We start from the raw sequence: 25,773 nt of genomic DNA on the forward strand, positions 1-25,773 counted from the left end.
AATAGTGTTGATCAACTTCCTTATAGAATTTCCTAATTTTAACTTGTTTAGTACACCACTTCTCATTTTGGTGATTCAAGGACTCGTTTTTGCGTTTTTACTATTTGGTAAATACAAGAAGAAAAAGAGTATATCTTATTTGATTTTAGCGTTTATTCTGCTTATCACTTGTTACCATCGTACCACCTATACTATAGGATTTATGGATTGGTATGATACATATAGGAATACAAAAATCAACTATTATCTAGTTAGCTTTGGGCTTATCGCCGTTCCACTTATTTATTTTTATGTAAAGAGTATTACAGTTTCTGATTTTAGATTTAAAAGACAACACCTATGGCATTTTATACCAGGGATTATTTATTTTTTAATTAAAGCTATTATTCTTGTATACGACGCTAATCAGCCAGGATTTTCAGAAACACAAAATGGATATTTAGTCCAGAATTTCCAATGGAAATACGTAGACCCATTTCAGTCTTTGTTTTCTTACATTCAAATGTTGGTATATATTGTCCTGACATTACAGTTATATGTAACGTATCGTAAAAATATCCAACAATATTTTTCAAATACATATACATTAGAGCTTAATTGGATACGTAACTTTTTATTAATATATACATTACTGTTTGTATATGATATTGGACAGACATTGGTAGATATGACCATTACAGAGTTGAGTTGGATTCAGAAATGGTGGCTACAGTTTCTGAATGCACTTGCTATTATTTACATAGGGATAAAAGGATATATAACCGATACAGATAAGCTTAAAGGATTGGGTTTTAATGCATCGACGGCAGTTGCTTTTAACTCAACTCCTAAAGATGTTAAGGAATCACTTTCTGAAGAGTTAGAAAGGAATAAACAAACTGTGAGTGGTTATTTTGATAAAGAAAAACCCTATTTAGATCCGGATTTAAATTTAATTACGCTTTCGCGAAAGCTAAACATGTCTCGTTCCCAATTATCTGAAGTAATTAATGAAGGATTTGGAAAAAACTTTAATGATTTTGTGAATACCTATCGCGTAGAAGCAGTAAAACAAATGTTACAGAATGGAAAACAAGAGCGATTATCGCTCCTAGGTATTGCACTTGAGTGTGGTTTCAATAGTAAGGCTACATTTAATCGTGTTTTTAAGAAGCTTACGCAAACTTCACCTACGGAATATCTTAAATCTCTTTAAAATAGGAGTTTACAGCAAATATTTACTTTTTTTAAATACAAAATAAGACGACTCAAATCGTATTTGAGTCGTCTTATTACGTTTTGAAGCGTGAGAAATAACTATCGGTTGCATTTTTGACCTGTCGAATCAAAAGAACGATCGTTATGAAAAAAATAATCAAAATAATTATCACGCCCATTACACAAAAGCACTGGTTTGCAGATCTCATATTTGCTTGTACACGCTTTATATGTGGGATACTACTTTCTGTAGATTTCGGATCAAGTAAGTTTGGAATGCCTTGGACTCCCGATGAGCAAAACTTATCTCTTTTTGAAGTATCTGCTTGGTTTCCAAAAGATGTTGCAGAGTATGGAGGCATCTTTGCTTTAATGCCAGTTTTCTTTGCTTGGATGGGCGCTTTTAGTGAAGCTGTAGGAGGTATCTTTCTTGCATTTGGGTTTAAAACAAGAATTGCATCCTTCTTAATTATGTGTACAATGCTTGTAGCCATTTTTATGCAAAAATGGGGGCATGGCACTTGGGCGATGCTTCCTGCAATGGGATTCTTATGGATCGCAATCTATCACACTTATTTAGGATCTGGACGTTTCGGGATAGACTACTTAATTTCTAAAAAACTAAACTAATACTTATGAAAATGTATAAAACAACCCTCATATGCCTTGCACTTATTTCTTTAGCGAGTTGTGTGCAAAAAGAACATCTTAAAACCGTCACTTTTAAAGTGGATATGACACATGTCGAACCGATCTCTCAAGTAGGTATAAAAGGAGAATTTACAAACCCATCTTGGAAGGAAATAATACCACTTACAGATGCTAATAACGATGGGGTTTATGAACTAACAGTGTCACAAACTACAGCTGTTAGTGCAGTAGAATTTAAGTTTGTGCATAATGGAGTGTATGAACTTTTAAATCAAAAAAACAGAGTCCTTCGTTTTGAATACAAACCAGAAACACTCGTATATGAAGGTGTTTTTAATAACCCAGAAGCAAAGCAAATCACTAAATAATTAATATATGCGCTTTTAAGGAACTTCAGTGACGCAGAAGTTTATGCTGAGCAAAGTTCGAAGTGTGAAGCGTACTAAAAAAACAAAACAATGAGAAAATTATATGTACTGCTAATGATGGTCGGGATGACTGCCATGGCACAAGTAAAAGGTAATGGAGAAGTGATTAGTAAAGCATTTGATATTATTCCTATTAATAAATTTGAACTGAATATGTATGCCGATGTTATTTTGGATGCTTCAATGTCATCAAAAGTCATCATAAATGCAGAATCTAATTTGATAGATAAAATTGATTTTGAAGTAGTAAATGGCGTGTTGAACCTTCAACAAAAAGAGTGGATACAGTCTACAAGACCTATCCAGATTACTATAGGAGTGCCAAGTTTAAAAAATGTAGAAGTAGGTTCTAATGAAACATTACGAGTAGTAAACCTTAATCAAGATCAATTGGCATTAACTGCTTTAATAGGAAAAATAGAAGCAGAAGGAAGTGTAGGTGTTTTAAATCTAAATGCAGAACGAGGTATTGTTGATGCTTCAGAACTAGAAGCTAAAACAGTTCAACTTAATATATGGAATGCAGGAAAAGTGGTGATTAATGCTACTGAAGAAGTAAGGGGAGATGTAGATAAGAATGCGAAAATCAAGTTTGTGAAAGAGCCAAAAATTGTAGCTAGTAATATCAAAAAACTATATGAGAAAAAAGGGAGAAGTCTTTTTAGAAATGCAGAATATATCAGTTTTAAGATTAAAAACAACTCATGGAATCGTAATCAGTTTGCTGTAAAAGGACCTAAGGTAGATGGAACTTTTTTTGGATATGGTTTTCCAATGATGCCAGGTGCTGTTAAAAAAGAACGTTGGACCGTAGGGACAAAAGTCTATAAAGTCAATAAGCTAGGGGTTAAAAAACTGCTAGTTGAGATTAAAAAAGAAAATGAAGGTCAGGTAATTAATCTTTTTGATTAGATGAAAACGATATGTGTAAACCTAATTAATAGGCTTAAAAAAGGAAATACAAACCTGATTGTAGCAGGCGCTGCATTATTCATAAGTTTGTGTGCTCTAATGATTTATATACAAGAAGTGCATATTATGCGTGCCCAACAAAAAGCCACTATGTATCCATATCTAATACTTGGTAGTGTTTATAATGAAAAAGGATTTGGGTTTCAAATCAAAAATAGTGGCAATAGGCTTGCTAAGATTAACCCATAGAAGGTGTCAAATGATAGTTTGTTCTTTAGGGATTGGCTAGATATGCTACAAGTCGTAATGCCAGAAGCTAAGAAAATTGATTATAGCGTAATTAATACTGGGGGTAATATTAGAAACCAAATGATTACACCAGGAGAAACAGTCAATTTGATTTTCCTGCAATGGACCCCAGAAACACGGGTATTAGAAAAACGTATTAGAGGTATAAAAATAACATTGTGTTATTCTTCTTTATTAGAAGAATACTGGCTTATTAATGAGGGTGTTCCTTCAGAAATAGAAGAACCTTGTGAAATAAAAATGGAGGAGGAGTTTGGATTTTGAACTATGTAGTTTTATAATCTATTAATTTTTGAGGCCCTTCGAGTAGCACACGACTTACTCTTAGGGTTCCATCGTTATGTGTATCAATATGCCATTTAATTAAAGAAATGGCTCCATTTTCTATCTCTATCCCTGTAATACTTCTAGGATGTACACAGCTTCCGTCGTTAAAAAAAGCGATATCCCCAGGTTCTGGAAAGCGAGGTCTATGGGTATGACCTACAATAGTCATGAGGTTTTTATTGTCAGTAATCCATTTCTTTAAACGTCGCTCTACTTTGATAAGCTCCTTGTAATTTTTAGCAGGGCTTGTGGGGTCAGAAATACCAAAAATTTGTAGTGGCTTCCATAATACCCTTACTAGAAATCTATTAAAACGCCACCCGTGATAATTCATCCAGTCAGCTTGATGGCCATGGCATAAAAAGAGTTCTTGTTGTGTGTCGCAGTGTTTTAGGATAATAGCTTCGTGATATTGTAAATCTCTAAAAAGGATCTCTTCTCTACCATCCTTAGGATCAAAATACGTAGTAAGATGCTTTTGTACATACTTATGATCTCGATACACCATATCGTGATTTCCCCATATTAAATGAAGTCTGTTTTCTAAATGAAACTTTTGAAGTAAATGATATACATTTTTATGAGCTCTAAGAATGCTTTCAAAAGAATTATTTTCCCACAATTCATCACCATCACCTAGTTCATAATATGTAAAGCCTTCTTTGTAGTAGTGTGTAAGCGCATGAAAGTAGATGTTTTCATTTCGTGCAAAATCATCAGCAAAACTTTTATCTCCGCGATGACAATCTGAAAAGAAAATCATTTTATCTGTATTGCTAAAGTTAACTAATTTAGCATTTTTATAAGCCCTATCTAATCGTTGACGAGAGTTCATATCGTAAAGATGCAAAAAACTATCTAAGTACTGCTATATAGCGATTATTTTCTTTTGTACTCTTTAGTAGCAGTATATTCGTTACTATTCAATTCTTCCTTTGTAAAAAGAGAGTGTTCTTTATGGAAACTATTTATTTTGTATCTTAAGCAAACAAACTAATCCCTTTAGGTTTGAAAAAAATGAATTTCCCTATATGTAAAAAATGTATGGTTGTATGCATTTTTATGAGTAGTTTATTTATAACTATTAGTTATGGTCAAACACCTTATTTAGATAGCCTAAAAGTCACTTTGGATAAAGTGAGTACAGGTAAAGAAAAGCTCTCTATACTTCAAGAGATAGCTTCTGTCAATAAAGATAGTATTAGAGATTCTGCAGAAGCATACATTTATTATGATAAAGCAAGAGTAGTTGCTATTCAGGAGAAAGATACTATAGCTATCCGAAATGCCATTTATAATTTAGGAGAAATTCTAATAGAAATGGAGGAATATGATATGGCTATCACCTATTTTAATTTGGTTAAGAAAAACCTTATTAAAGAAGAAGAATCGTCAGACGTATTGGCGCTTATCTATAAAAATTTAGGAGAAGTGTATATTCGAAAAGGAGAGTATGATACTGCAAATAGTTTTTTAGATAAAGGAGTTATATATGCTGATAAAATTAATAATGATTATCAGAAAGCATTAAATCATGTTTATAAAAGCGAGGTGTATTATAAGCTTGATGATTATGCTTCTTCAGAAAGACAAATAAGTAAAGCATTTTCTTTTTTTGGATCAGAAAATGTGCCTATGGTAGCTTATTATTTTAAAGGGAAGCTATTGTATAAACTAGAAGATACTCAAAATGCGATTTCATGTTTTAGGAAAGCTGTTGCACTCGCAGAAAAAGAAAATAATGTAGTTGTCAAGTCAAAAGTACTACAGCTATTAGCAGATGCATATTTAACTTCTGGGAACAAAGAAATGGCATTAGAATACAGTAAAAATGCATTAATACTTGTAGATAGTCTTAATGATATTAATAAACGAACAGCATTAGCTCGTATAGGATATATTCACGCTTTTGAATCTGTTTTGGATAAAAATAAAGAACAACAACAAAAAGATAAAGTAGTACAAGAAGAAGATAGAAAAAGAAGAATGATAATATATGTAGTTTGTAGTATTATAGGGCTTTCTCTTATTGGTTACTTCTCTTACAGGCAAAACAAAGTAATGCGTATGGTGGCAGATATGCGTAAAGCGCAAATGGATCTTGTGGAGAAGAAACAACAAGAGTATTTGTAAAAACAAAAAGCCGAATCTATTTTAGATTCGGCTTTTTAAAATAGATGTCTTTTTTACTTAAAAGCATTCTCACCTGTAATATCCAATCCTGTAATAAGAAGGTGAATATCATGTGTTCCTTCATATGTAATCACACTCTCTAAGTTCATCATATGTCTCATGATGCTGTACTCGCCAGTGATACCCATTCCTCCTAAGATTTGACGAGCTTCACGAGCAATTTTTATAGCCATATCCACATTGTTACGCTTTGCCATAGAAATCTGAGCAGATGTAGCACGGTCTTCATTTTTAAGTTGTCCTAAACGGAAAGCTAAGAGTTGTGCCTTTGTGATTTCAGTAATCATTTCAGCAAGTTTCTTCTGTTGTAATTGGAATGCAGCAATAGGTTTTCCGAATTGAATACGCTCTTTAGCATAACGTAAAGCTGTGTCATAACAGTCCATAGCAGCACCTATCGCGCCCCAAGCAATACCAAAACGAGCAGAATCCAGACATCCTAATGGAGCACCAAGGCCTGATTTGTTTGGTAATAAGTTTTCTTTAGGAACCTTTACGTCTTGAAAGATTAATTCCCCCGTTGCACTTGCACGTAAAGACCATTTGTTATGTGTTTCTGGTGTAGAAAATCCTTCCATACCGCGCTCAACGATAAGCCCGTGTATACGTCCTTCTTCATTTTTTGCCCAAACAACAGCCACATTACAAAACGGCGAATTAGAGATCCAAAGTTTTGCACCATTTAAAAGATAATGGTCTCCCATATCCTTAAAATTGGTTACCATTCCTCCTGGATTTGAACCATGATCAGGCTCTGTAAGACCAAATGATCCCATCCATTCTCCACTAGCAAGCTTTGGTAAGTATTTTTTACGTTGCTCTTCAGTACCATATTTCCAGATAGGATACATCACTAGAGATGACTGTACAGATGCTGTAGATCGTACCCCAGAGTCTCCTCTTTCGATTTCTTGCATGATCAATCCATAAGAGATTTGATCAAGTCCAGCGCCACCATATTCTTCAGGAATATAAGGGCCAAAAGCACCTATTTCTGCTAGGCCTGGAATGATAGATTTTGGAAATGTTGCATTCTGAGCTGCTTCTTCTATAATAGGAGATACATCGCGCTTTACCCAAGCACGTGCAGCATCACGTATTAGTTTGTGTTCTTCAGTTAAAAGATCATCAAGATTGTAGTAATCTGGCGCTTCAAAAAGATCTGGTCGCATGGTTTTATTTTTAGTAGACACAAATGTAACGAAAACGTTTTCTATGCCCCAATATCACCCCTACATTTTTAAGTAAAAATCTTTTGTTAAATGAATATATGCTTCGGTGTATTCATGTCGTGCATATTCTATAACGAGTTCTTGTGGGAGTACGCTTTCGCGAAAGCGTATAAAATCTCCTTCAATATCATGAGGAATTTGTTCCAAACGTTGAAACGCGATCATACTTCTTTTGATAGGGCTATCAGGATTTCCTTTTACTTGTGTAATACGCGTAGGGAATAAATGTGCTTGCGAAGCTAGGGCTATAATATCTTCTTCTCTATGATGAGGAATGATCACATTAAAAATACCCGTTTCTGAAAGTAATTTAGCGACAGCACCTACTAATAATTCAAAGGGCATTGCATCTTCAAATCGTGCTTTTTTTCGAGATTCGGTTAATTCGTTATTTCCCTCTGGTGCGGCAGTAGCTTCATAAAAAGGAGGGTTACTCACAATAAGATCATAAGTCTCATCTATTTCGGTAGCAAACTCATACAGATGTGCATGATAACAGAACAATCGATCACTCCAATCGCTATTTTCAAAGTTTTCTGTGGCTTGTTCGTAAGCATCATCATCAAGCTCTAACGCATCTATTGTTTCAGCAGTGCTTCGTTGTGCAAGCATTAAAGCAATAACACCTGTTCCTGTACCGATGTCTAAAATAGACGCAGGATGGTGATGTATAGATGCCCAAGCACCTAATAAGACACCATCGGTTCCTATTTTTGCGGCACATCGATCTTGTGCTATAGTAAATTGTTTGAATTCAAATGGAGCATTTGCCATGCTGAATATACTTATAAGTATAAATCGATAAGTCCATCAGGAACTTGAAGTAGGATTGTTTTTTTATCGCGATCAAGTTTCTTGATAAAATCGTCAATCATAGGAATGAGTACTTCTGTACCATCTCTGTCTATCTCAAAAATAGCTTGAGCAGTAGTGTCATTGATATTTTTGATAATACCAATCTCTCCAAAATTCTCGTCAATAGCTGTATATCCTATTATCTCGTGATAGTAAAATTTATCACCTTCTAGTTGTGGAAGCATGTCTAGTGGAAGGTATAAATCTGTCCCTATAAGGTCATCTGCATCTTCTTCAGTGTCCACATCTTCAAGTTTAAAGCGTAGTAATGTAGATTTATGGAGTTGGGAAGATTCTATAAAAAAAGGAACCAGATTCGGGTTAAAATCCGCGAATACTGATTCCAAATTTGTATACAATTCGGGTTCATCTGTATCTAGCTTTGCTAGGAGTTCCCCTTTGAAACTATATTTTCGGACGATTTTACCTAGATAGAAGCAGTCTTCTTTCTTCATCGTACAAAAATATAATGATTACTCTTCAGAGTCTGCTGCTGCCTCAGTAGCTTCTGCTGGTGCATCTTCTGCATCTGCTACTACTGGTTCAGGTTGCGCTGCTGCGATACGAGCTTCGTTTACAGCTTGCTCAGCTTTAAGTGCCTCTGCTTTTGCTTTTTCTGCTGCTTTAGAAAGATCTCCTTCTTTAGAAGCAATTTTTGATGCTTTTTCTTCTAGCCAAGCAGTAAATTTTGCTTCAGCTTGTTCTTCTGTAAGTGCGCCTTTACGAACACCTCCAGCTAAATGGTTTTTAAGCATTGCTCCTTTGTAAGAAAGAAGACGCTTAGCAGTTTCAGTTGGTTGTGCACCATTCTGTAACCATTGTACAGATCCATCAACATCTAATTCGATAGTTGCAGGATTTGTGTTTGGATTGTAAACTCCTAACTTTTCTAAGAATTTACCATCCCTTTTTGAGCGAGCATCTGCCGCTACGATCCAGTAAAAAGGTTTTCCTTTTTTACCGTGTCTTTGTAATCTAATTTTAACTGACATAATTTGAATTAATTTTTGAGGTACCCGACCTCAGATTTAATTAGGCGTGCAAAGATAACACAATTTTTTAGCCTACATTACGTTATTTACTTTTTTATAGTACATTTGTCACTAAACCTATTTATGTCATTATGAAACGCTTATTACCTATCCTACTATTGTCCCTATTTGCCTTTTCATGTTCTAATGAGATTCAAGATAACAGCCCTGCATTTCAGGCTGTAAAAGATAGTATTCTTTTTAGATCTGCAGATAGCAGAGCTGTATTTAACGATAATGGAAGTCTTTTAATACAAGGAAACTCTGATGTTGAAACGTTAAATATATTAATTAATTCCCTAAATCAAACACAAATTGAATTAGGAGGAGAAAACCCAAATACCAACATTGCTTCCTTTACTGATGAGTTTGGAAATGTATTTTCTACTGCATCTACCAATGCAGATGGACAAGTAAATTATCAAATTAATGGCGATAATACCGTTTCTGGAACATTCAATTTTACAGCACTTCGTAACGGAATACAAGATACCATCACATTGAGTCAAGGATTTATGTTTGAAATCCCTATTCTTACAGAGCTAGGAGAGACGCCAGATATGAATACAAATGATTCATTTACTGCGAGAGTAAATTCTGTGATATTTAACCCTACAATAATCGCAACACCAGAATCTGGTAATGTGTTATCTGTAGTTGGTCAAACACAACAAGCATCAATAACTGTGATCTTTCCAACAGATATAGCGGCGGGAACTTACGATATTACTATAGGAGGTAATACAAGAGCATCATACCTTGTGGCTGCCGGTAATGAGATGTTTGAAGCACAATCAGGTACACTTACAATTGTTGCAAATGATACAGATGCTAATGAAGTGTCAGGAGAGTTTGTTTTTGATGCAGGAAGTTTTTCAATTACAGACGGTGAGTTTTCTGTAAGCTACTAATATCCAGATATAAAATAACACTAAAAAAGGGCTTCATACAGAAGCCCTTTTTTAGTGTATAACATTTAATAACTCATTACTAAAAAGCCATACGCTATCTGAAGATTTTTAGTACATTTCTTTGTTCTAAATACGCATACGTATGTACTTGATTTTTGATACTGAAACTACAGGATTACCTAAAAATTGGAATGCCCCTATTACTGATTCTGACAACTGGCCAAGAGCCATACAAATTGCCTGGCAGTTACACGATGCTATGGGTAATGTCATAGAGCATCAAGATTATTTGATAAGACCAGATGGTTTTGATATTCCATATGACGCAGAACGTATTCATGGTATTTCTACAGAGCTTGCTGCTCAAGATGGTATCCCATTACAAGAAGTATTAGAAAAGTTTAATATAGCGCTATCAAAAACAAAATATGTTGTAGGTCAAAATGTAGGATTTGATGTGAATATTATGGGGGCAGAATTCCATAGACAATCGCTTCCTAATGATCTTCAAGAATTACCTGTGTTAGATACCTGTACAGAGACGACAGCGCAATTATGTCAAATCCCTGGAGGTAGAGGAGGTAAATTCAAATTACCTACACTTACAGAACTTCATAAACACTTATTTGGTGAAGGCTTCGGTGAAGCACATAACGCGACAGCCGATGTAGAAGCGACGACACGCTGTTTTTTTGAATTAGTTCGTAAGCGTGTTTTTACACAAGAAGAACTAGATGTACAACCAGATTACTTTGAAAACTTCTCGCAGAGCAATCCGCAACCTATAGAGTTTATAGGGCTGAAGCATATCAATCTTAAGAAAGCGTCTGAGAAGATTAGGAAATCACTTCAAAAAGATGAAGTTCCTGAGATTTCAAAAACCGAAATAGCAGATAATGAAGCACGAATGGCAGAGGCTCCCTTTGTACACCTTCATAATCACACACAATTTTCTATACTACAATCTACTACTAATATTCAAAATCTAGTAGATGCCGCAGCAAAATACAATATGCCCGCTGTAGCTATGACGGATACGGGAAATATGATGGGTGCATTTCATTTTGTGAAAGCTGTAAAGAATCATAACAAAGGCGTTAAAGCAAAAAATGAAGCTGCTGTAGCCGAAGGTAATGAAGCTGAAGCAAAAGAAATAACACCTATTGTAGGTTGTGAATTTAATGTATGTGTAGATCATACAAATAAAAGTCAGAAAGATAATGGGTATCAAATTGTGATGCTTGCCAAAAATAAAAACGGATATCATAATCTGGCAAAAATGGCATCTATAGCCTATACCGATGGTTTCTATTATGTACCTCGTATTGATAAAAAAGTGATAGAACAATACAAGGAAGATATTATTGTGCTTACAGGAAACCTCTATGGAGAGGTGCCGAGTAAGATTCTGAATGTAGGTGAGAAGCAGGCAGAAGAAGCCTTAGTTTGGTGGAAAGAACAGTTTGGTGATGATCTCTATGTAGAGCTCATGCGTCACGGACAAGAAGATGAAGATAGGGTGATGCCCGTGCTGGTTACGCTTTCGCGAAAGCATAACATTAAATTGATAGCGTCTAATAACACATTTTACGTTGATAAAGAGGATGCCGAAGCACATGATATTCTGTTATGCGTAAAAGATGGGGAAAAAGTAGCGACTCCTAAAGGTCGTGGGCGAGGGTATCGTTATGGATTGCCTAATAATGAATATTATTTTAAAAGTGCCGATGAGATGAAGGCGCTTTTTAATGATCTTCCCGAAGCAATTCTCAATGTACAAGAAGTTATAGATAAAATAACTCCTTTTGAACTGGCGCGTGATGTACTCTTACCTGCTTTTGATATTCCAGAAGAATTCTTATTTGAAGAAGATAAACTAGATGGCGGTAAGCGAGGAGAGAATAAATTTTTGAGACACCTTACGTATGAAGGAGCTAAAAAACGATACGGAGAACCGCTTTCTGAAGAAGTGATAGAACGTTTAGACTTTGAACTAGATGTAATTGAAAAAACAGGATATCCTGGATACTTCTTGATTGTAGAAGATTTTATACGGGAAGCCCGAAATATGGACGTGTCTGTAGGTCCGGGACGTGGATCGGCAGCAGGAAGTGTGGTTGCCTATTGTCTTTGGATTACCAATATCGATCCAATGAAGTATGATCTTCTTTTTGAGAGATTCCTGAATCCAGATCGTGTAAGTATGCCCGATATTGATATTGATTTTGATGATGAAGGACGTGGCCGTGTGATGCAATATGTAATCGATAAGTATGGAGCCAATCAGGTAGCACAAATTATTACCTATGGTACTATGGCTGCTAAGTCATCTATACGAGATACCTCAAGAGCATTAGATTTACCATTAGGAGATGCAGATCGTATCGCAAAGCTGATTCCTAATATGTCTAAGCTGAATAAGATTATAGGAAAAAGCGAACAAGAGCTTAGAGCGAAGTTCAGAGCCGATGATTTGGTGAAGGTAAATGAGCTGATTAATCTTTCTGAAGGCAATGATCTGGAAGGGAGAATGTTGCGTAAAGCAAAAGAACTAGAAGGCTCTATGCGTAACACGGGAATTCATGCCTGTGGGGTAATCATTACACCCGATGATATTACCAAATTCGTTCCTGTAGCTACCGCAAAAGATTCTGATTTATACGTAACACAGTTTGATAACTCGGTGGTTGAGGAAGCAGGGTTGCTTAAGATGGATTTCTTGGGTCTTAAAACCTTAACCTTGATTAAGGATACGGTTAAGCTTGTAAAGTATAGGCATGATGTTGATCTTGATCCAGAGAATTTTCCGTTGGATGATGAGAAAACCTATGAGTTATTCCAACGAGGAGATACGGTAGGGATTTTTCAATATGAATCTCCCGGAATGCAGAAACACATGCAGTCTCTAAAACCTACCGTTTTTGAAGATTTGATTGCCATGAATGCATTGTATCGTCCTGGTCCGATGGAATATATTCCATCATTCGTTCGTCGTAAGCATGGAGAGGAAGACATTGAGTATGACCTTCCAGCCATGGAAGAATACTTAAAAGAAACCTATGGAATTACGGTCTATCAAGAGCAAGTGATGCTTCTCTCTCAGAAGCTCGCCGATTTTACCAAAGGTGAAGCCGATGTACTTCGTAAAGCGATGGGTAAAAAACAAATTGCGGTACTGGATAAGATGAAGCCTAAGTTTATTGAGCAGGCTTCCGCCAAAGGACATGATGCCGAAAAATTAGAAAAAATCTGGAAAGATTGGGAAGCTTTTGCAGCCTACGCATTTAATAAATCACACTCTACATGTTATGCTTGGATTGCTTATCAAACAGCTTATCTAAAAGCACATTATCCTGCTGAATATTTGGCAGCGGTACTTTCTAATAATATGAATGACATCAAGCAAGTTACCTTCTTTATGGAAGAATGTAAACGTATGGGACTTGAAGTGTTAGGACCGGATGTAAATGAATCCTTTAGAAAGTTTACGGTAAATGATAATGGAGCCATTCGTTTTGGAATGGGCGCCATAAAAGGAGTGGGAACAGGAGCGGTAGCAACGATTGTAGAACATAGACAAGAAAGTAAATACAAGTCTGTATTTGATTTTGCACGTCGTGTAGATTTGAGAGCAGCCAATAAAAAAGCCTTTGAAAGTTTAGCACTAGCTGGAGGATTTGATGAATTAGGAGAAACCCATCGAGCACAGTTTTTTCATGATGAAGGAGATGGCATTACGTTCTTGGAGAAAGCTGTAAAATACGGAGCGCGTCATCAAGAGAATGAAAATAGTGCACAAGTAAGTTTATTTGGAGAAGCGAGTGAAGTGCAAATTCCTGAGCCTGTTGTACCCCCTTGTGAAGAGTGGGGAACTATGGAAAAGCTTCGTAGAGAAAAAGAAGTGGTAGGCGTTTATATTTCTGGACATCCATTGGATGACTTTAAAACAGAAATGGAAACCTTCTGTAATGCTACGGTATCTCATTTTAATACGATGGAAGCATATGTAAATCGCGAACTTACCTTTGGAGGTGTGATTACCGATGTGCAGCATCGTATTTCTAAAAATGGAAAAGGATGGGCGGCATTTACGATAGAGGATTTTATGGATTCTTTTGAGTTTAGAATGTTTGGGGAAGAATACTTGAAATTACGTCATTTTTTGATTCCTAATACGTTTATTCATGCAAAGGTTTTTATACGTGAAGGATTTGTAAATAGGGATACAGGAAGAAGAAGTGATCCGCGTACACAATTTAATAATATCCAACAATTACAAGATGTAATGGATACCTATGCTAAAAAATTGACGATCAATATCGATATTAATGAGATTGCAGAAGCACGGGTTCAAGAGATAAAAACCATTCTAGATCAACATAAAGGAGATAATAAATTACACTTTCAGGTATTTGAACCTAAAGAAAAATTATATGTCCGTATGCCTAGTAAGAAGCAAAAAGTAAATATAACTCAGGCGTTATTGGATGCTTTAGAGGAAAATGCAGTGCATTATAAATTGAATTAGTTCGCTTTACCGTTTCACTCTCCCTCTGGTCGTGAACCTGCCTGCTGGCAGGCAGGTCTCTCAAGCTCGATTTCGCGAAAGCGTATACTTTTTTAACTCGTTGTGCATTTTGATGAATAGTTGGTATTAGTATACTCTATCTTCATTCTTTTCCTTAAATCCTAAAGGATGCAATGAAGATTTCTTTAATACCTTTTAGGATGTATAATCCCTAGTTAAATTGTAAAACAAATTAAAACCCTGTTACCAATAAGTTACGTGCACCACGCATGCCGCATTTTTGATAGTGATGATAGGCTTGTGCAGCGAGTTCTCGTATTTCGGCATCGCTTTTTTCTTGAATCCATCCATCCAATGCCCATTTTAAGGTGTAAGCTTCTGGTGCCATAAGTCCTGTTGTCCAAACTAATGGAGTTGCCCCAGTTTTTTCAAAATAAGGTGTAAAATACTCTTTGCTATAACAAGCGAGTATAATCGCATCTTTGGTAGAAGAGGTGTCTTTTGTAATCGTAATATCTAGTTGGAATTCCATAAGCCCATCATGACCTATATAGCTTACCAAATCTGCTTTTCCTCCGAAGTCTAATGATTTGTCATCTATCTTAATGGATGCAGAAAAATCTCCTGAAGATGCTTTTAAGAAATCAATGGTTGTTTGCTTGATGTATTTTCCGTCATAGGCGTCTGCGAGTAGGTAAGTATTTGTGGTGGTATGTTTAAATAGCACACGTTCTAATATCTGAAGATTTTCTGATGGAATAGATTTGATGAATGTCCAGTCTTTACTCTTTTTAAAATGTGTTTTCACACCATATAACGCACCCCAGTATAGGTTGGTTCTTGGATTTTGACCATTCCCTAATGTTTTAGGTACAGGCACAATCCCTTGATTTACATTATCACAAAGTGCTACAAATACATGAACGGTTTTAGGAGCTGTATTTTGAGCGAATAGGCTTGTTGAGAATAAAAGAAGGAATATGTATTTGATCATATAGGGATAACGTGGGGAAGTCTGGTTTGGTATCATACGGATATAATCATACATTGTAGGTTCAATTAACAATCACATGAAAACAATCTTCACCCTACTATTAGGCATATGTACATTCGCTGTAACAGGGCAAACGCTTACCGCCAATGAACTTTTAGAAAAAGCAATCGCCTATCACGATCCAAATGGAAATTGGGAAACTTTTCAAGGCCTTCTAAACATAGCATTAGAAATGCCAGACCGACCTGCGAGAGTCAGTGAGGTGCAAATAGATTTACCCAATGAGTTTTTTAGTGTGACCGTTCAAGGAGAAGATAAGACAAGGCGTGTGGTGGATAAAGGAGCATGTTTGTTTATGCTTAATGGAAGCAAAGAAGTATCTGAAGAAGACATAAAAAAACACCGTGGTGATTGCGAACGCTCTACGATGTTTAAAAATTACTACACCTATCTCTATGGACTTCCCATGAAACTTAAAGATCCTGGAACGCATATAGATCCTGTAGTGCAGAAAAAGACATTTAAAGGAAAAGAATATCTAGTAATTCGTGCGAGCTATGATCAAGAAGTAGGTTCTGATATCTGGCAATTTTATTTCAATCCTGAAACCTATGCGATGGAAGTATATCAGTTTTTTAAAGGACCTGATGAAACCACCGGAGAATATATTCTCCTCACTGACGAGATGGAAATAGGAGGTATAAAAATGCCTAAAGATCGTGCTTGGTACTACAATAAAGACAATGGGTATTTAGGAACGGATAAACTGGTGAAAGGATAATAGGTTAAGTGATATACGCTTTAACGCTACGCTCTCCCTTTGGTCGTGAATCTCACAAGCTCGATTTCGCGAAAGCGTAAGAAGCATGAAACAATTACATGTCCAGCCACTTTTTAAAATTACTGGTTCGTTCTCTAGAGACAATCACTTGTTCTTCTTCTTTTGGCGTTAATTTTAAAATCAATCTACTATTAAAGTAGGTGCTAATTTGTGATACTGCTTTTACAGACACCATAAATTTACGGTTGATTCTAAAAAAATCGATGGGATTTAAAATGTCCTCTAGCTGATCAATCGTGTACTCAATCGGAAACTGCTGATTGGTATGTGTATGAAGGCAAATCACCCCTTCGTTAGATTTGAAATAAGCAATGTCTTGTACATTAAAACTATTGTACTGGTTGCCTACTTTTACCATAAACCGGTGTTTGTATTCTTTTTCAAATAAGTTTTTAATTCGAGCAATCTTATTTTCATCCATGATGGAGTCATGAGGTACACGCGATTTTCTAAACTTAGTTAATGCATTGATCAAATCGTTTTTATCTATAGGCTTTAATAAATAATCAAGCCCATTGTATTTAAAACCTCGTATAGCATATTCATTATAGGCGGTTGTGAAAATAATAGAAGGATGATCTTTTAAGGTGTCCAAAATATCAAAGCCATACCCATCATTTAATTGAATATCTAAAAAAATAAGATCAGGCATATCATTATTTTTAAACCAATGAATACCATTCTCAACAGAAGTAATTTGTCCCGTTATTTTCATTTCTGGAGCCAACTCAGAAATTAAATTGGCGAGTCTGCGAGAGGCAATAGGTTCGTCTTCAATAATAACAGCATTCATAATTAGGAAACAGATGAAATGGTTTTGATTGTTTGGTCTATAGATAGTAATGGCATGGTCACTTTAAAGAAATTGTTTTCTTCTTCTATAATGACTTTGTCATTGGTGTAAAAGCCATATCGCTTTTGTATATTTTTTAATCCAAGTTGTGTAGATGTTTCTTCAGGTGTGCGTTTACGAAGTGTATTTTGTACCACAATACTTTCATTGCCAATAGAAAAAATACTAATCTCTAATGGTTTTTCTTTTGAGTAATAATTGTGCTTTAAGGCATTTTCAATAAGCATTTGTAATGAAAGTGTAGGTATGAATAACTCCTTTGGATTTGTTGTTACATGGTTTGATATGTGTAATGCGCCTTCATGACGTACATTCATCATAAAGATAAAAGACTCAAGGAAATTAAGCTCCTTTTCTAGTGGAACAATATCTTCTTCCCGATTGTCTAAAATATATCGATAACAAGAGGCAAGGCGTGTCACAAAATCGGAGGCAAGATCTCGATCTTCATACATTAATGACGTTAAGATATTTAGGCTATTAAATAAGAAATGAGGACTAATCTGGCTTTTTAAAGAGGCATACTGAGAAGCGATAAGTTCTTTTTGAAGTTTTTCCATTTTTTCTTCGATACGCTTCTTTTGATTTAAAGAAAAGTAAAAAAGGTTGGAAGTACCTACAGCAAAAGTGAGTAAAAGCGCTCTAAAAAAGTCTACTCGAAATCGTAAAGGCCTTTCTTTAGGTAAAATATTACATAACTCATCAAGATGAAAATTGATGATATAATAGGTCAATGCAATCACCGGAATAGCAATAGCTATATTAATTCCTAAGATGCGAATACTATCTTTAAAATAAATGGAACCGTTTTGTTTTTGATGGCGTCTTATTAACCAATCGCTGGTCTCCCAAATGACCATAAAAAGGAAAAAAGCAGAGAGGTAATAAACAACAGATACAAATTCAAAAGCTTGTTCATTCCCATCATTATCATGGTCTATTGTTAGCTTAACAAGAAGGTACACCACGGTAATCACAATGACTCTAAAGCCAAATTTTTTAAAATTAAAATGTGTGAATAGACTGTTCATGATCCTGTAAATATAAGTGATAAAGATAGCCTCTCTTCTATGGGAATAGATGAATTGTCATTTTACTACTTGAACTGTGAGACCTTTTGTATGAATTGAAAAACAGTTTGGAAATACCTCATAAGTTACTTCAAGAAGATTTATAACAGTAGGACAGGTGTATTGACAATTAAACTTTTTGAGCTGGGAATGCTTTCGCGAAAGCGTAAGATTTACAGTATCAAAAAACAAAATCATGAGAAATCTAATAAGAGTCATTCTCGTATTATGCACAGGTATACTTACTGCTCAGAATGGCGTAATTAAAGGAAATGTAATCGATAAGCAATCAGAAATTCCATTAATGGGAGCAACCGTAGAGCTTCTGGATGTAGATCCGCCTGTGGGTGTGATTACCGATGAAAATGGGAAGTTCAGAATGGAAAATGTTCCTGTGGGAAGGCAACGTATTCGTGTGACCTATTTAGGATTTGAATCTATCACCATACCCAATATTGTAGTAACTGCAGGTAAAGATGCCGTAGTGGATGTAAATTTGGTAGAGGCATTTGGGCAACTCGATGAAGTAGTGATTAGCTCTGGCACCAATAAAGAGCGAGCTGTAAATAAACTGGCAACCGTCTCATCACGCCAATTTAGTGTAGATGAAGTCACTCGATTTTCAGGTGGAAGAAGTGATGTAGGAAGACTAGCGGCCAATTTTGCTGGCGTATCTGCACCAGACGATAGTCGTAATGATATTGTAGTACGAGGAAATTCTCCTACAGGCTTATTATGGCGTTTAGAAGGCATTCCAATACCAAGTCCAAATCACTTTTCAACCGCAGGAACTACGGGAGGACCTGTATCTGCTTTAAATCCAAATATGCTGAAGAACTCAGACTTCTTAACCTCTGCATTCCCTGCCGAATATGGAAATGCCTTAGGAGGTGTTTTTGATTTAGGATTTAGAAAAGGAAATACAGACGATTATGAATACTCTTTACAAGTAGGTGTTTTCTCTGGAGTCGAAGCCAATGTAGAAGGTCCTTTAGGGAATAAAGGAGGCTCTTTCCTAGTAGCTGGACGTTACTCATTAGTCGGAATTTTAGGCCAAGGAGCAGGCGGAACTAGTGCTACACCCAATTATGGCGATCTATCTCTGAATATTGATTTTGGAAGAGGAAAAGCAGGGAATTTTTCAATTTTTGGAATTTTTGGAACTTCAAATATTGATTTCTTGGGTGATGATATAGACGAAGATGATTTATTTGCTGCCACCGACGAAGATACATTTGTAGATTCTGGATTTGGTGTGATAGGATTGAAACACCGTATCAATTTGAGTGATAAATCCTATATCAAAACAACCCTGTCAAGTAGCTTATCTACCAATCAATTTGAGGTCAATAGATTTTTAGATCAAGATACCCCACAAGAGCGCTCTATTCTTTTTACAGAAGCAGATAATACAGAGTCAAGAATAAGTATTTCTAGTTTGTTCAATACAAAACTCAATAATAAATCAACGGTACGGGCAGGTTTTGTCTATGAAAACATAGGATTTGATACCTTAGAAAGAGATCGTACTATGCAATCTGACGGCGATGGTGATGGTGATCCAGATCTATTTACATTTAGTGATATAGACGAAAGCTTAGGGATATTTCAACCATATATATCAGGGCAATATAGGCTTACAGAAAAGCTTGCCTTAAACGGCGGGCTTCATGGACAGTATAGTACCTTGAGTGAGCAATTTGTATTAGAACCAAGAGCTGCTGTAAATTATGCCATCACCCCAAAACATAAGATCAATATAGGGTATGGGTTGCATCATCAGTTACAACCATTGCCTATCCTTTTTCTTAATGAAGCGATTAATGGAGTATTAGTGCAAACCAACAAGGAGTTGGATTTTACACAAAGCAATCACTTTGTGGTAGGATATGATGTGCGATTAGCAAAAAGTTGGCGAGGGAAACTAGAGGTCTATTACCAATCTATAAGCAATGCTGCTATAGAGGCATTTCCATCTAGTTATTCTTCCCTTACTGAAGGAGCAGATTTTGGTTTTGATAATGATCGTGTATCATTAGTTAATGAAGGGACTGGTTTTAACCAGGGTGTTGAGATTACGATAGAGAAGTTTTTTGATAAAGGATTTTATGGCTTATTTACTTCTTCATTTTTTGAAAGTAAGTATGAAGGAAGTGATGGAATAGAGCGTAATACCCCTTTTAATAATGGCTATGTCATTAATGTATTGGCAGGAAAAGAATTCAAGTTAGGAGCGACAGGGCGTAATACGTGGTTTGTAGATACCAAAATTACGACTTCAGGAGGACGTTATTTTACGCCTGCAGATTTGGAAGCATCTCAAGTGGCTGGCTTTGAAGTGTTGCAAGAAGAGCTTGCCTTTAGTGAGCAAAGTGATGCCTATTTTAGATGGGATGTAAAATTTGGTGTCAAGTTGAATAGTGCAAAAAAGAAACAATCACATCAGTTTTTTGTCGATTTACAAAACGTAACCAATAATAGTAATTTATTTCAACAACGTTATAATCGAGTGACTAATAGAATTGATGAGGTAGATCAAATAAGATTCTTTCCAGATGTAGGTTACCGTTTTCAATTTTAAAAATAAGATACTGAGTATGCTTTAACGCTACGCTCTCTCTTTGGTCGTGAATCTCGCAAGCTCAATTTCGCGAAAGCGTACTCAGTATTTTAACCTATTTATTAGTTTGTACAGTTTTTTGAAGTAATAAGCTATTATAATTTTGCGTAGCTAGATACTCTTCTTGTAATTGTGTTGCAAAGGATACAACTTTAGTAGCATCTCTATATGTTGGGTCTAATGCATCGTTAAGATTTGAATCTGTAATAGTGAGTGCGATATACCAACTGCCAGTTCTTGAAGTGTATATATCTTCTAAAATGGGTTCGCTGTCATTAGCTATTAAAGTAGCATCCAACGCAAGTGGGACTAAATTAATAGTTTGTGTGGTTTTTTCTGTTTCGTAAAATGACAAGAAATAACGTCTATTCTCTATGAGAATTGGGATATTATTTTCATCACCATCTTGATCCATTTGAAATTTCGAACTTATAAAATAATAAAACTCATTAGCATCTTTAGGATCTGTAAACACATAGGTGTGTTGCTTAGGGAGTGAACGCTTAAATTTCTTTGCTTTGTAGACTTTTCCTTCTTCTAGATTAGGTGCAATCTGTAATGGTATACAGGAATAACAGATAGAAAGGAGAAGAATGTAGGATATTCTTTTCATAAGAGTAGTTTTAGTCTTTGAGAGAAATCAAAGACTATGCCATCCATAAAATATAACAACTCCTATGGTTAAAATAGCTTTTATGATATTGCGTTTTGCTGTAGTGTTATATATAAATGTTTACTTCTGGAATTGTAAGCTGTTGTAATTAGTAGTACTTATATATTCATTATGAAGCATTTTGGTGTATTCTAAAATCTTTTTTTGATTTTTATAGCTAGGAGATAGTGCATCTGTAAAATTAGCATCTGTGATAGTAAGTACAATATACCAAGTACCTTCCCTTGTAATAGGAGGTTCGTCAAGTTGAATGGGGATATTCTTATTGTTCAATACTTCATTCGTAATTGCTGGAAGTAAATTAACTATACGAGATTTCTTTTCAGTTTCATAAAAAGAGATATAGTAGTTTGTGTTATCTATTTGTACAGGAACATTATTTTCAGAATCACCTTCTTGGTTGGGAGGGAATTTAGCACTTACATAATGATAAAACTCATTAGCATCCTTGGGGTCTGTAAAGATGTATGCGTATTGATTAGGAAGTTTACGTTTAAATTTTTGGGCTTCCATCCATTTTCCATTTTCTAGATTAGGAGGGATACTCACAGGAAAGCAAGATTGAAGTAAAATTGCAACTAAAAGGAATTGTAATTTTTTCATAGAAGGATTGTTAGTTTTATGAATTAGATCAAAAAGGGTGCCTAAATATATTACATAAAAAACCCTTTCCATTTGGAAAGGGTTTTTGTTTATAAGGAAAAAACAGTACTTATGCTTCAAACGGTACGATTGAAACGTAAGATTTGTTGTCTTTCTTTTTAGTGAATTTTACAACACCGTCCACTTTAGCGTGAAGTGTGTGGTCTTTTCCACCGTATACATTTTCACCTGGATGGTGAGTATTTCCTCTTTGACGTACGATGATGTTCCCTGCGATTGCAGCTTGGCCACCAAAAATCTTAACGCCTAAGCGTTTCGATGCTGATTCACGACCGTTTTTAGAACTACCAACTCCTTTTTTATGAGCCATCTTGTTTCGGTTTTATTGTTATACTTAACGGAAGCTTATGCTTTACCGCCATCTAATTCGTCTTGCCATTTCTTAAGAGCATCCCACTCACCTGCAGCAGCCATTTCAGCTTGCTTTGGCCATGTGTCTGTCACGTGGTTTCCACGTACACCCGCTATGATTTCAGAAATCTTAGCAGCATCCGTTTTTGCTAACTCAGCAAACGTTGCGATTCCAGCGTCTGTTAATGTTTGAGCAATTTTTGGTCCGATACCTTCTATTTTCTTAAGATCATCACCTTTAGCAGCAGCTTTCTTTGCTGGTGCTTTTTTAGCTTCAGCTTTAGGAGCAGCTTCTTTTACAGGAGCAGCCACTTTAGGCTCAGCTTTTTTAGCTTCTTTTTTTGGAGCAGCTTTCTTAGCTCCAGATGCTGTGATGTTTTCGATTACGATTTCAGTAAGAGACTGACGGTGTCCGTTTTTAACACGGTATCCTTTACGTCTTTTCTTTTTGAAAACGATTACTTTGTCACCTTTTAGGTGTTTAACGACTTTAGCTCCTACTTGAGCTCCGTCTATAGCCGGGGCGCCGATCGTTACTTTGTCACCGTCACCGATTAAAAGAACATTGTCAAAAGACACTTTCTTTCCTTCTTCGGTTGCTAGGCGGTGTACAAAGACTTTCTGGTCTTTTGCAACTTTAAATTGCTGCCCTGCTATCTCTACAATTGCGTACATAGCTATTAATTAATGATTAAAAATAACTTAATCTTTCGATTTAAGCGGGTGCAAATATACCACTAATCTATTAATTTACAAGGGATGCAAATGCTTTTTTTGTCGCATTTATCTTACAAGGAATATAAAGATACATTTTGATTGCCTTACTATTATTATTGTACCGTTACGGCTTCACGTAAATAACGTCTAAACGGAAGCATTTCTAAATAAACTTCTATGCAAATCTCTTGATAGTGAGGGTCTAGTATTTGCTTTCGCGAAAGCGCCATTTCAACACCAAAAGTTTTATGACGTAATAATGATATATATGGATGTTCTTTTGAAAATCCTTTAGGAGCTGTTTTTAATGGATCATCATGATATAAAGAACCAAACATTTTTTTAAACGATGGCTTTTCTAAAATTGCTAAAAGCTCGTCTCCATTATAATCTATAGCATCTCGTATACTATGTAGTATTGATTTTTCAGGTCGCCAAAAACCACCTGCAAGTAGATTGTGTTTTAATCCTATTTCTATATAAAAATCTCCTTGTTTGGTGAGTTGATCTAAACCTGCTGCAAAATGATCTTTGTAAATAGGTTTGTTAGGCGCAAACATCAAATTGTTATTTATCCTATTAATGCTTTTCTTACCCGGAGTGTCAAAATAATCAGGGTCAACCGTTGCTAATTTGCTATTAAGTTCGTCTAGCCAACTCACAAAAAAAGCACGTACTGCTTTATACTCTTTGCGGTTAAGGTCCATCCATTCTTTAGAATTGTTTTGTTGTAAACGCTCTAAAAAACTAAATAATTCTGGGAATCCCATAAAATCAGATTAAGTGTTTAGGTTTTTGATCTGACTTTTTAATTCTTGCATAGATGCTTGTAGTTCTCTTAATAGTGTATGTTCAGAGCCTGAATCTATGTTAAAAGTAAGTTTGCTATTCACCTGCCATATTTCTTGAATATCACTTACAAACACTTCATAAGGAACATATTCTTCATTAAGAGAAACCAATAGTACTTTTGAAGAATCTGGTAGTTTTTGTAATTTTTTCACCACCACAGCATCTTGCATCACAACAACATATACTTTATTATCACTTGCGTAGTCTAGGCTTTCTACACCTTTGGCAAGTACCCAATCATCGGGTCTAAAATTTGGCAACATACTATCACCTTCTACTTGAAAACCACGATAGGTTGCATTGCGATATTGTGGTAGAGGAAGATCAAAAGCTGGGAGTTTTTGATACCATTCTACATCTTGGATATTATTAGGATATCCTGCGGCAGCTTTTTGATTTACTAAGATCATATTTTCTTGATCTTCTTTATCTACAATCACTACTTTAGGGCTAATATCTCCATTGTCTGTCGTAAGGTGCTTTTGATTGCTATATCCAAATAACCATAATGGATTGACATGAAAAAGACGTAGTAATTCTGTGACTACACGACCTGAAAGTTTAGTACGACCACGTTCTATATCAGCAGTAGAATGTTTTATACCTAATTGTTCTGCAAATTCAGATTGTGTAAAGTCATGATCTTCACGTATTTCTTTAAAACGACGTATTTCTGAAGGTAATTCATTTGTTCCCATTTGGTGAATATAAGAAATTTAGGAATATTTCCTAGTTATTAATTAGGAATATTTCCTTTTTTTCTTTAAGTGTCGTGATCCAGCGAAGAGAGTATACACGTATATAGTGTATAATTTAAAGGCCATTTATGTTTTTAAAGGTGAAATTTGTGTATTTCATCGATAAAAATAAAACATTCGTCTTGATTGATGTGTTAATTAGGATGTACTTGTTAATTTTGGCATTAACTAATCGTCAAAACTTATAACGACATGAAACGAATTATTTTGAGTATTGCTGCTGTAGCTTTAGTTTTTAATATTACTGCTTGTAGAGAAGTAAAAGAAAATGCTGAAGAAGCAGGAAATGCTGTTGAAAATGCTGCAAACGCTGCTGGCGAAGCTGCTGAAAATGCTGCAAACGCTGCAGGCGAAGCTGTTGAAGATGCAACAAACGCTGCAGGCGAAGCTGTTGAAGATGCAACAAACGCTGCGGGAGAGGCTGTAGAAAATGCAACAAATGCTGCAGGAGAAGCCGTTGAAGATGCAACAAATGCTGCGGGAGAAGCAATAAATAAAGCAGGTGAAGCTGTAAATGATGCCAAAGATGCTGCAGGAAATGCAGTAGATAAAGCAGGTGAGGCTGTAAATGGTGTAAAAGATGCTGCAGGAAATGCAGTAGAGAAAGCAAAAGAAGGTGTTAAGAATACAAAAGACGCTGTAAAAAACGTTACTGACCATTAATATTTGTGATTAAAAGAGAGTAACTAGAAAGCCCGGCATTGCCGGGCTTTTATGATTAAAATTTTAATTGTATATCCGCTTAATGTCCATTAGCTGTAATACTAGCTATTACTAGCCTATCAAATATTTTTTCTCCGAAATAGC

26 protein-coding genes are annotated in these 25,773 nt (G+C 35.6%); 12 read left to right on the forward strand and 14 right to left on the reverse strand.

Going from position 1 to position 25,773, the window contains the following annotated elements; translation table 11 throughout:
• The first annotated feature begins 4 nt into the window (after positions 1-4).
• The 6 genes from Q1A01_RS04360 to Q1A01_RS04385 all read left to right on the forward strand — a co-directional run bounded on the left by Q1A01_RS04360 (position 5) and on the right by Q1A01_RS04385 (position 3,761).
• Entirely contained in the window at positions 5-1,195 is a 1,191-nt protein-coding gene (locus tag Q1A01_RS04360; protein WP_299676527.1) for a helix-turn-helix domain-containing protein, read from the forward strand.
• 146 nt (positions 1,196-1,341) lie between these two features.
• Positions 1,342-1,827 (forward strand): DoxX family protein, encoded by a 486-nt coding sequence (locus Q1A01_RS04365; protein WP_299676530.1) that lies wholly within the window; start codon positions 1,342-1,344, stop codon positions 1,825-1,827.
• Between the two features lie 5 nt (positions 1,828-1,832).
• The gene (locus Q1A01_RS04370; protein ID WP_299676533.1) at positions 1,833-2,216 is read left to right on the forward strand and encodes a hypothetical protein; all 384 of its coding nucleotides are present in this window, start codon (positions 1,833-1,835) and stop codon (positions 2,214-2,216) included.
• A gap of 90 nt (positions 2,217-2,306) precedes the next feature.
• Positions 2,307-3,188 carry a DUF2807 domain-containing protein gene (locus Q1A01_RS04375; protein ID WP_299676536.1) on the forward strand — a complete coding sequence of 294 codons (882 nt, stop codon included), beginning with the start codon at positions 2,307-2,309 and terminating at the stop codon, positions 3,186-3,188.
• Positions 3,189-3,437 carry a hypothetical protein gene (locus Q1A01_RS04380; RefSeq protein ID WP_299676538.1) on the forward strand — a complete coding sequence of 83 codons (249 nt, stop codon included), beginning with the start codon at positions 3,189-3,191 and terminating at the stop codon, positions 3,435-3,437.
• Between the two features lie 3 nt (positions 3,438-3,440).
• The gene (locus Q1A01_RS04385) at positions 3,441-3,761 is read left to right on the forward strand and encodes a hypothetical protein (protein WP_299676540.1); all 321 of its coding nucleotides are present in this window, start codon (positions 3,441-3,443) and stop codon (positions 3,759-3,761) included.
• Between the two features lies 1 nt (position 3,762).
• Here Q1A01_RS04385 and Q1A01_RS04390 read toward each other — a convergent pair whose 3' ends face one another.
• Positions 3,763-4,659, reverse strand: a complete 897-nt coding sequence (locus tag Q1A01_RS04390; RefSeq protein ID WP_299676543.1) for a metallophosphoesterase family protein — start codon at positions 4,657-4,659, stop codon at positions 3,763-3,765.
• Positions 4,660-4,886: 227 nt separating this feature from the next.
• On the opposite strand from Q1A01_RS04390, the gene Q1A01_RS04395 reads away from it, so the two are divergent.
• Positions 4,887-5,957, forward strand: coding sequence for a tetratricopeptide repeat protein (locus Q1A01_RS04395; protein WP_299676546.1), 1,071 nt, complete (start codon positions 4,887-4,889; stop codon positions 5,955-5,957).
• Positions 5,958-6,010: 53 nt separating this feature from the next.
• Here Q1A01_RS04395 and Q1A01_RS04400 read toward each other — a convergent pair whose 3' ends face one another.
• From Q1A01_RS04400 to Q1A01_RS04415, 4 genes are read right to left on the reverse strand one after another with little or no spacing between them, the layout of a single operon-like run.
• Positions 6,011-7,189 (reverse strand): acyl-CoA dehydrogenase family protein, encoded by a 1,179-nt coding sequence (locus tag Q1A01_RS04400; RefSeq protein WP_299676549.1) that lies wholly within the window; start codon positions 7,187-7,189, stop codon positions 6,011-6,013.
• 60 nt (positions 7,190-7,249) lie between these two features.
• Positions 7,250-8,023 (reverse strand): methyltransferase, encoded by a 774-nt coding sequence (locus tag Q1A01_RS04405; protein WP_299676551.1) that lies wholly within the window; start codon positions 8,021-8,023, stop codon positions 7,250-7,252.
• Between the two features lie 11 nt (positions 8,024-8,034).
• The gene (gene rimM, locus Q1A01_RS04410) at positions 8,035-8,559 is read right to left on the reverse strand and encodes a ribosome maturation factor RimM (protein ID WP_299676554.1); all 525 of its coding nucleotides are present in this window, start codon (positions 8,557-8,559) and stop codon (positions 8,035-8,037) included.
• An 18-nt stretch (positions 8,560-8,577) separates the two neighbouring features.
• Positions 8,578-9,096 (reverse strand): 30S ribosomal protein S16, encoded by a 519-nt coding sequence (locus Q1A01_RS04415; RefSeq protein ID WP_299676557.1) that lies wholly within the window; start codon positions 9,094-9,096, stop codon positions 8,578-8,580.
• Positions 9,097-9,227: 131 nt separating this feature from the next.
• On the opposite strand from Q1A01_RS04415, the gene Q1A01_RS04420 reads away from it, so the two are divergent.
• Both Q1A01_RS04420 and dnaE read left to right on the forward strand, forming a co-directional pair.
• Complete coding sequence (locus Q1A01_RS04420) at positions 9,228-10,046, forward strand: DUF6252 family protein (RefSeq protein ID WP_299676560.1); 819 nt, start codon at positions 9,228-9,230, stop codon at positions 10,044-10,046.
• A gap of 142 nt (positions 10,047-10,188) precedes the next feature.
• A complete protein-coding gene (gene dnaE, locus Q1A01_RS04425) occupies positions 10,189-14,574 on the forward strand; it encodes a DNA polymerase III subunit alpha (protein ID WP_299676563.1) in 4,386 nt (1,461 codons plus the stop codon).
• Positions 14,575-14,806: 232 nt separating this feature from the next.
• Here the strand turns inward: dnaE and Q1A01_RS04430 are convergent, their stop codons facing one another.
• Positions 14,807-15,568 carry a hypothetical protein gene (locus Q1A01_RS04430; protein ID WP_299676566.1) on the reverse strand — a complete coding sequence of 254 codons (762 nt, stop codon included), beginning with the start codon at positions 15,566-15,568 and terminating at the stop codon, positions 14,807-14,809.
• A gap of 76 nt (positions 15,569-15,644) precedes the next feature.
• On the opposite strand from Q1A01_RS04430, the gene Q1A01_RS04435 reads away from it, so the two are divergent.
• Complete coding sequence (locus tag Q1A01_RS04435; RefSeq protein WP_299676569.1) at positions 15,645-16,349, forward strand: DUF6503 family protein; 705 nt, start codon at positions 15,645-15,647, stop codon at positions 16,347-16,349.
• Between the two features lie 94 nt (positions 16,350-16,443).
• Here the strand turns inward: Q1A01_RS04435 and Q1A01_RS04440 are convergent, their stop codons facing one another.
• Positions 16,444-17,202 (reverse strand): LytTR family DNA-binding domain-containing protein, encoded by a 759-nt coding sequence (locus tag Q1A01_RS04440; protein ID WP_299676572.1) that lies wholly within the window; start codon positions 17,200-17,202, stop codon positions 16,444-16,446.
• A 2-nt stretch (positions 17,203-17,204) separates the two neighbouring features.
• Positions 17,205-18,293, reverse strand: a complete 1,089-nt coding sequence (locus Q1A01_RS04445) for a histidine kinase (protein WP_299676575.1) — start codon at positions 18,291-18,293, stop codon at positions 17,205-17,207.
• A gap of 235 nt (positions 18,294-18,528) precedes the next feature.
• Between Q1A01_RS04445 and Q1A01_RS04450 the strand changes: the two genes are divergently transcribed.
• Positions 18,529-20,913: a TonB-dependent receptor gene (locus Q1A01_RS04450; RefSeq protein ID WP_299676578.1), complete on the forward strand. Its 2,385-nt coding sequence runs from the start codon at positions 18,529-18,531 to the stop codon at positions 20,911-20,913.
• Between the two features lie 94 nt (positions 20,914-21,007).
• Here Q1A01_RS04450 and Q1A01_RS04455 read toward each other — a convergent pair whose 3' ends face one another.
• The 6 genes from Q1A01_RS04455 to Q1A01_RS04480 all read right to left on the reverse strand — a co-directional run bounded on the left by Q1A01_RS04455 (position 21,008) and on the right by Q1A01_RS04480 (position 24,906).
• The gene (locus Q1A01_RS04455) at positions 21,008-21,565 is read right to left on the reverse strand and encodes a hypothetical protein (RefSeq protein ID WP_299676581.1); all 558 of its coding nucleotides are present in this window, start codon (positions 21,563-21,565) and stop codon (positions 21,008-21,010) included.
• A 120-nt stretch (positions 21,566-21,685) separates the two neighbouring features.
• The gene (locus tag Q1A01_RS04460; protein WP_299676584.1) at positions 21,686-22,228 is read right to left on the reverse strand and encodes a hypothetical protein; all 543 of its coding nucleotides are present in this window, start codon (positions 22,226-22,228) and stop codon (positions 21,686-21,688) included.
• A 109-nt stretch (positions 22,229-22,337) separates the two neighbouring features.
• Positions 22,338-22,598, reverse strand: a complete 261-nt coding sequence (rpmA, locus tag Q1A01_RS04465; protein ID WP_089369816.1) for a 50S ribosomal protein L27 — start codon at positions 22,596-22,598, stop codon at positions 22,338-22,340.
• Between the two features lie 35 nt (positions 22,599-22,633).
• On the reverse strand, positions 22,634-23,314 hold the full coding sequence (rplU, locus tag Q1A01_RS04470) for a 50S ribosomal protein L21 (RefSeq protein ID WP_299676590.1): 681 nt from the start codon (positions 23,312-23,314) through the stop codon (positions 22,634-22,636).
• Positions 23,315-23,469: 155 nt separating this feature from the next.
• Positions 23,470-24,126: a DUF2461 domain-containing protein gene (locus tag Q1A01_RS04475; RefSeq protein ID WP_299676592.1), complete on the reverse strand. Its 657-nt coding sequence runs from the start codon at positions 24,124-24,126 to the stop codon at positions 23,470-23,472.
• Positions 24,127-24,135: 9 nt separating this feature from the next.
• Positions 24,136-24,906: an XRE family transcriptional regulator gene (locus Q1A01_RS04480; protein ID WP_299676594.1), complete on the reverse strand. Its 771-nt coding sequence runs from the start codon at positions 24,904-24,906 to the stop codon at positions 24,136-24,138.
• Between the two features lie 252 nt (positions 24,907-25,158).
• Here Q1A01_RS04480 and Q1A01_RS04485 point away from each other — a divergent pair, with 252 nt between their 5' ends.
• Positions 25,159-25,629 carry a hypothetical protein gene (locus Q1A01_RS04485; RefSeq protein ID WP_299676597.1) on the forward strand — a complete coding sequence of 157 codons (471 nt, stop codon included), beginning with the start codon at positions 25,159-25,161 and terminating at the stop codon, positions 25,627-25,629.
• The last annotated feature ends 144 nt before the right edge of the window (positions 25,630-25,773 follow it).

Origin of the sequence: uncultured Dokdonia sp., from assembly GCF_947492815.1 — a bacterium.
GTDB lineage: Bacteria > Bacteroidota > Bacteroidia > Flavobacteriales > Flavobacteriaceae > Dokdonia.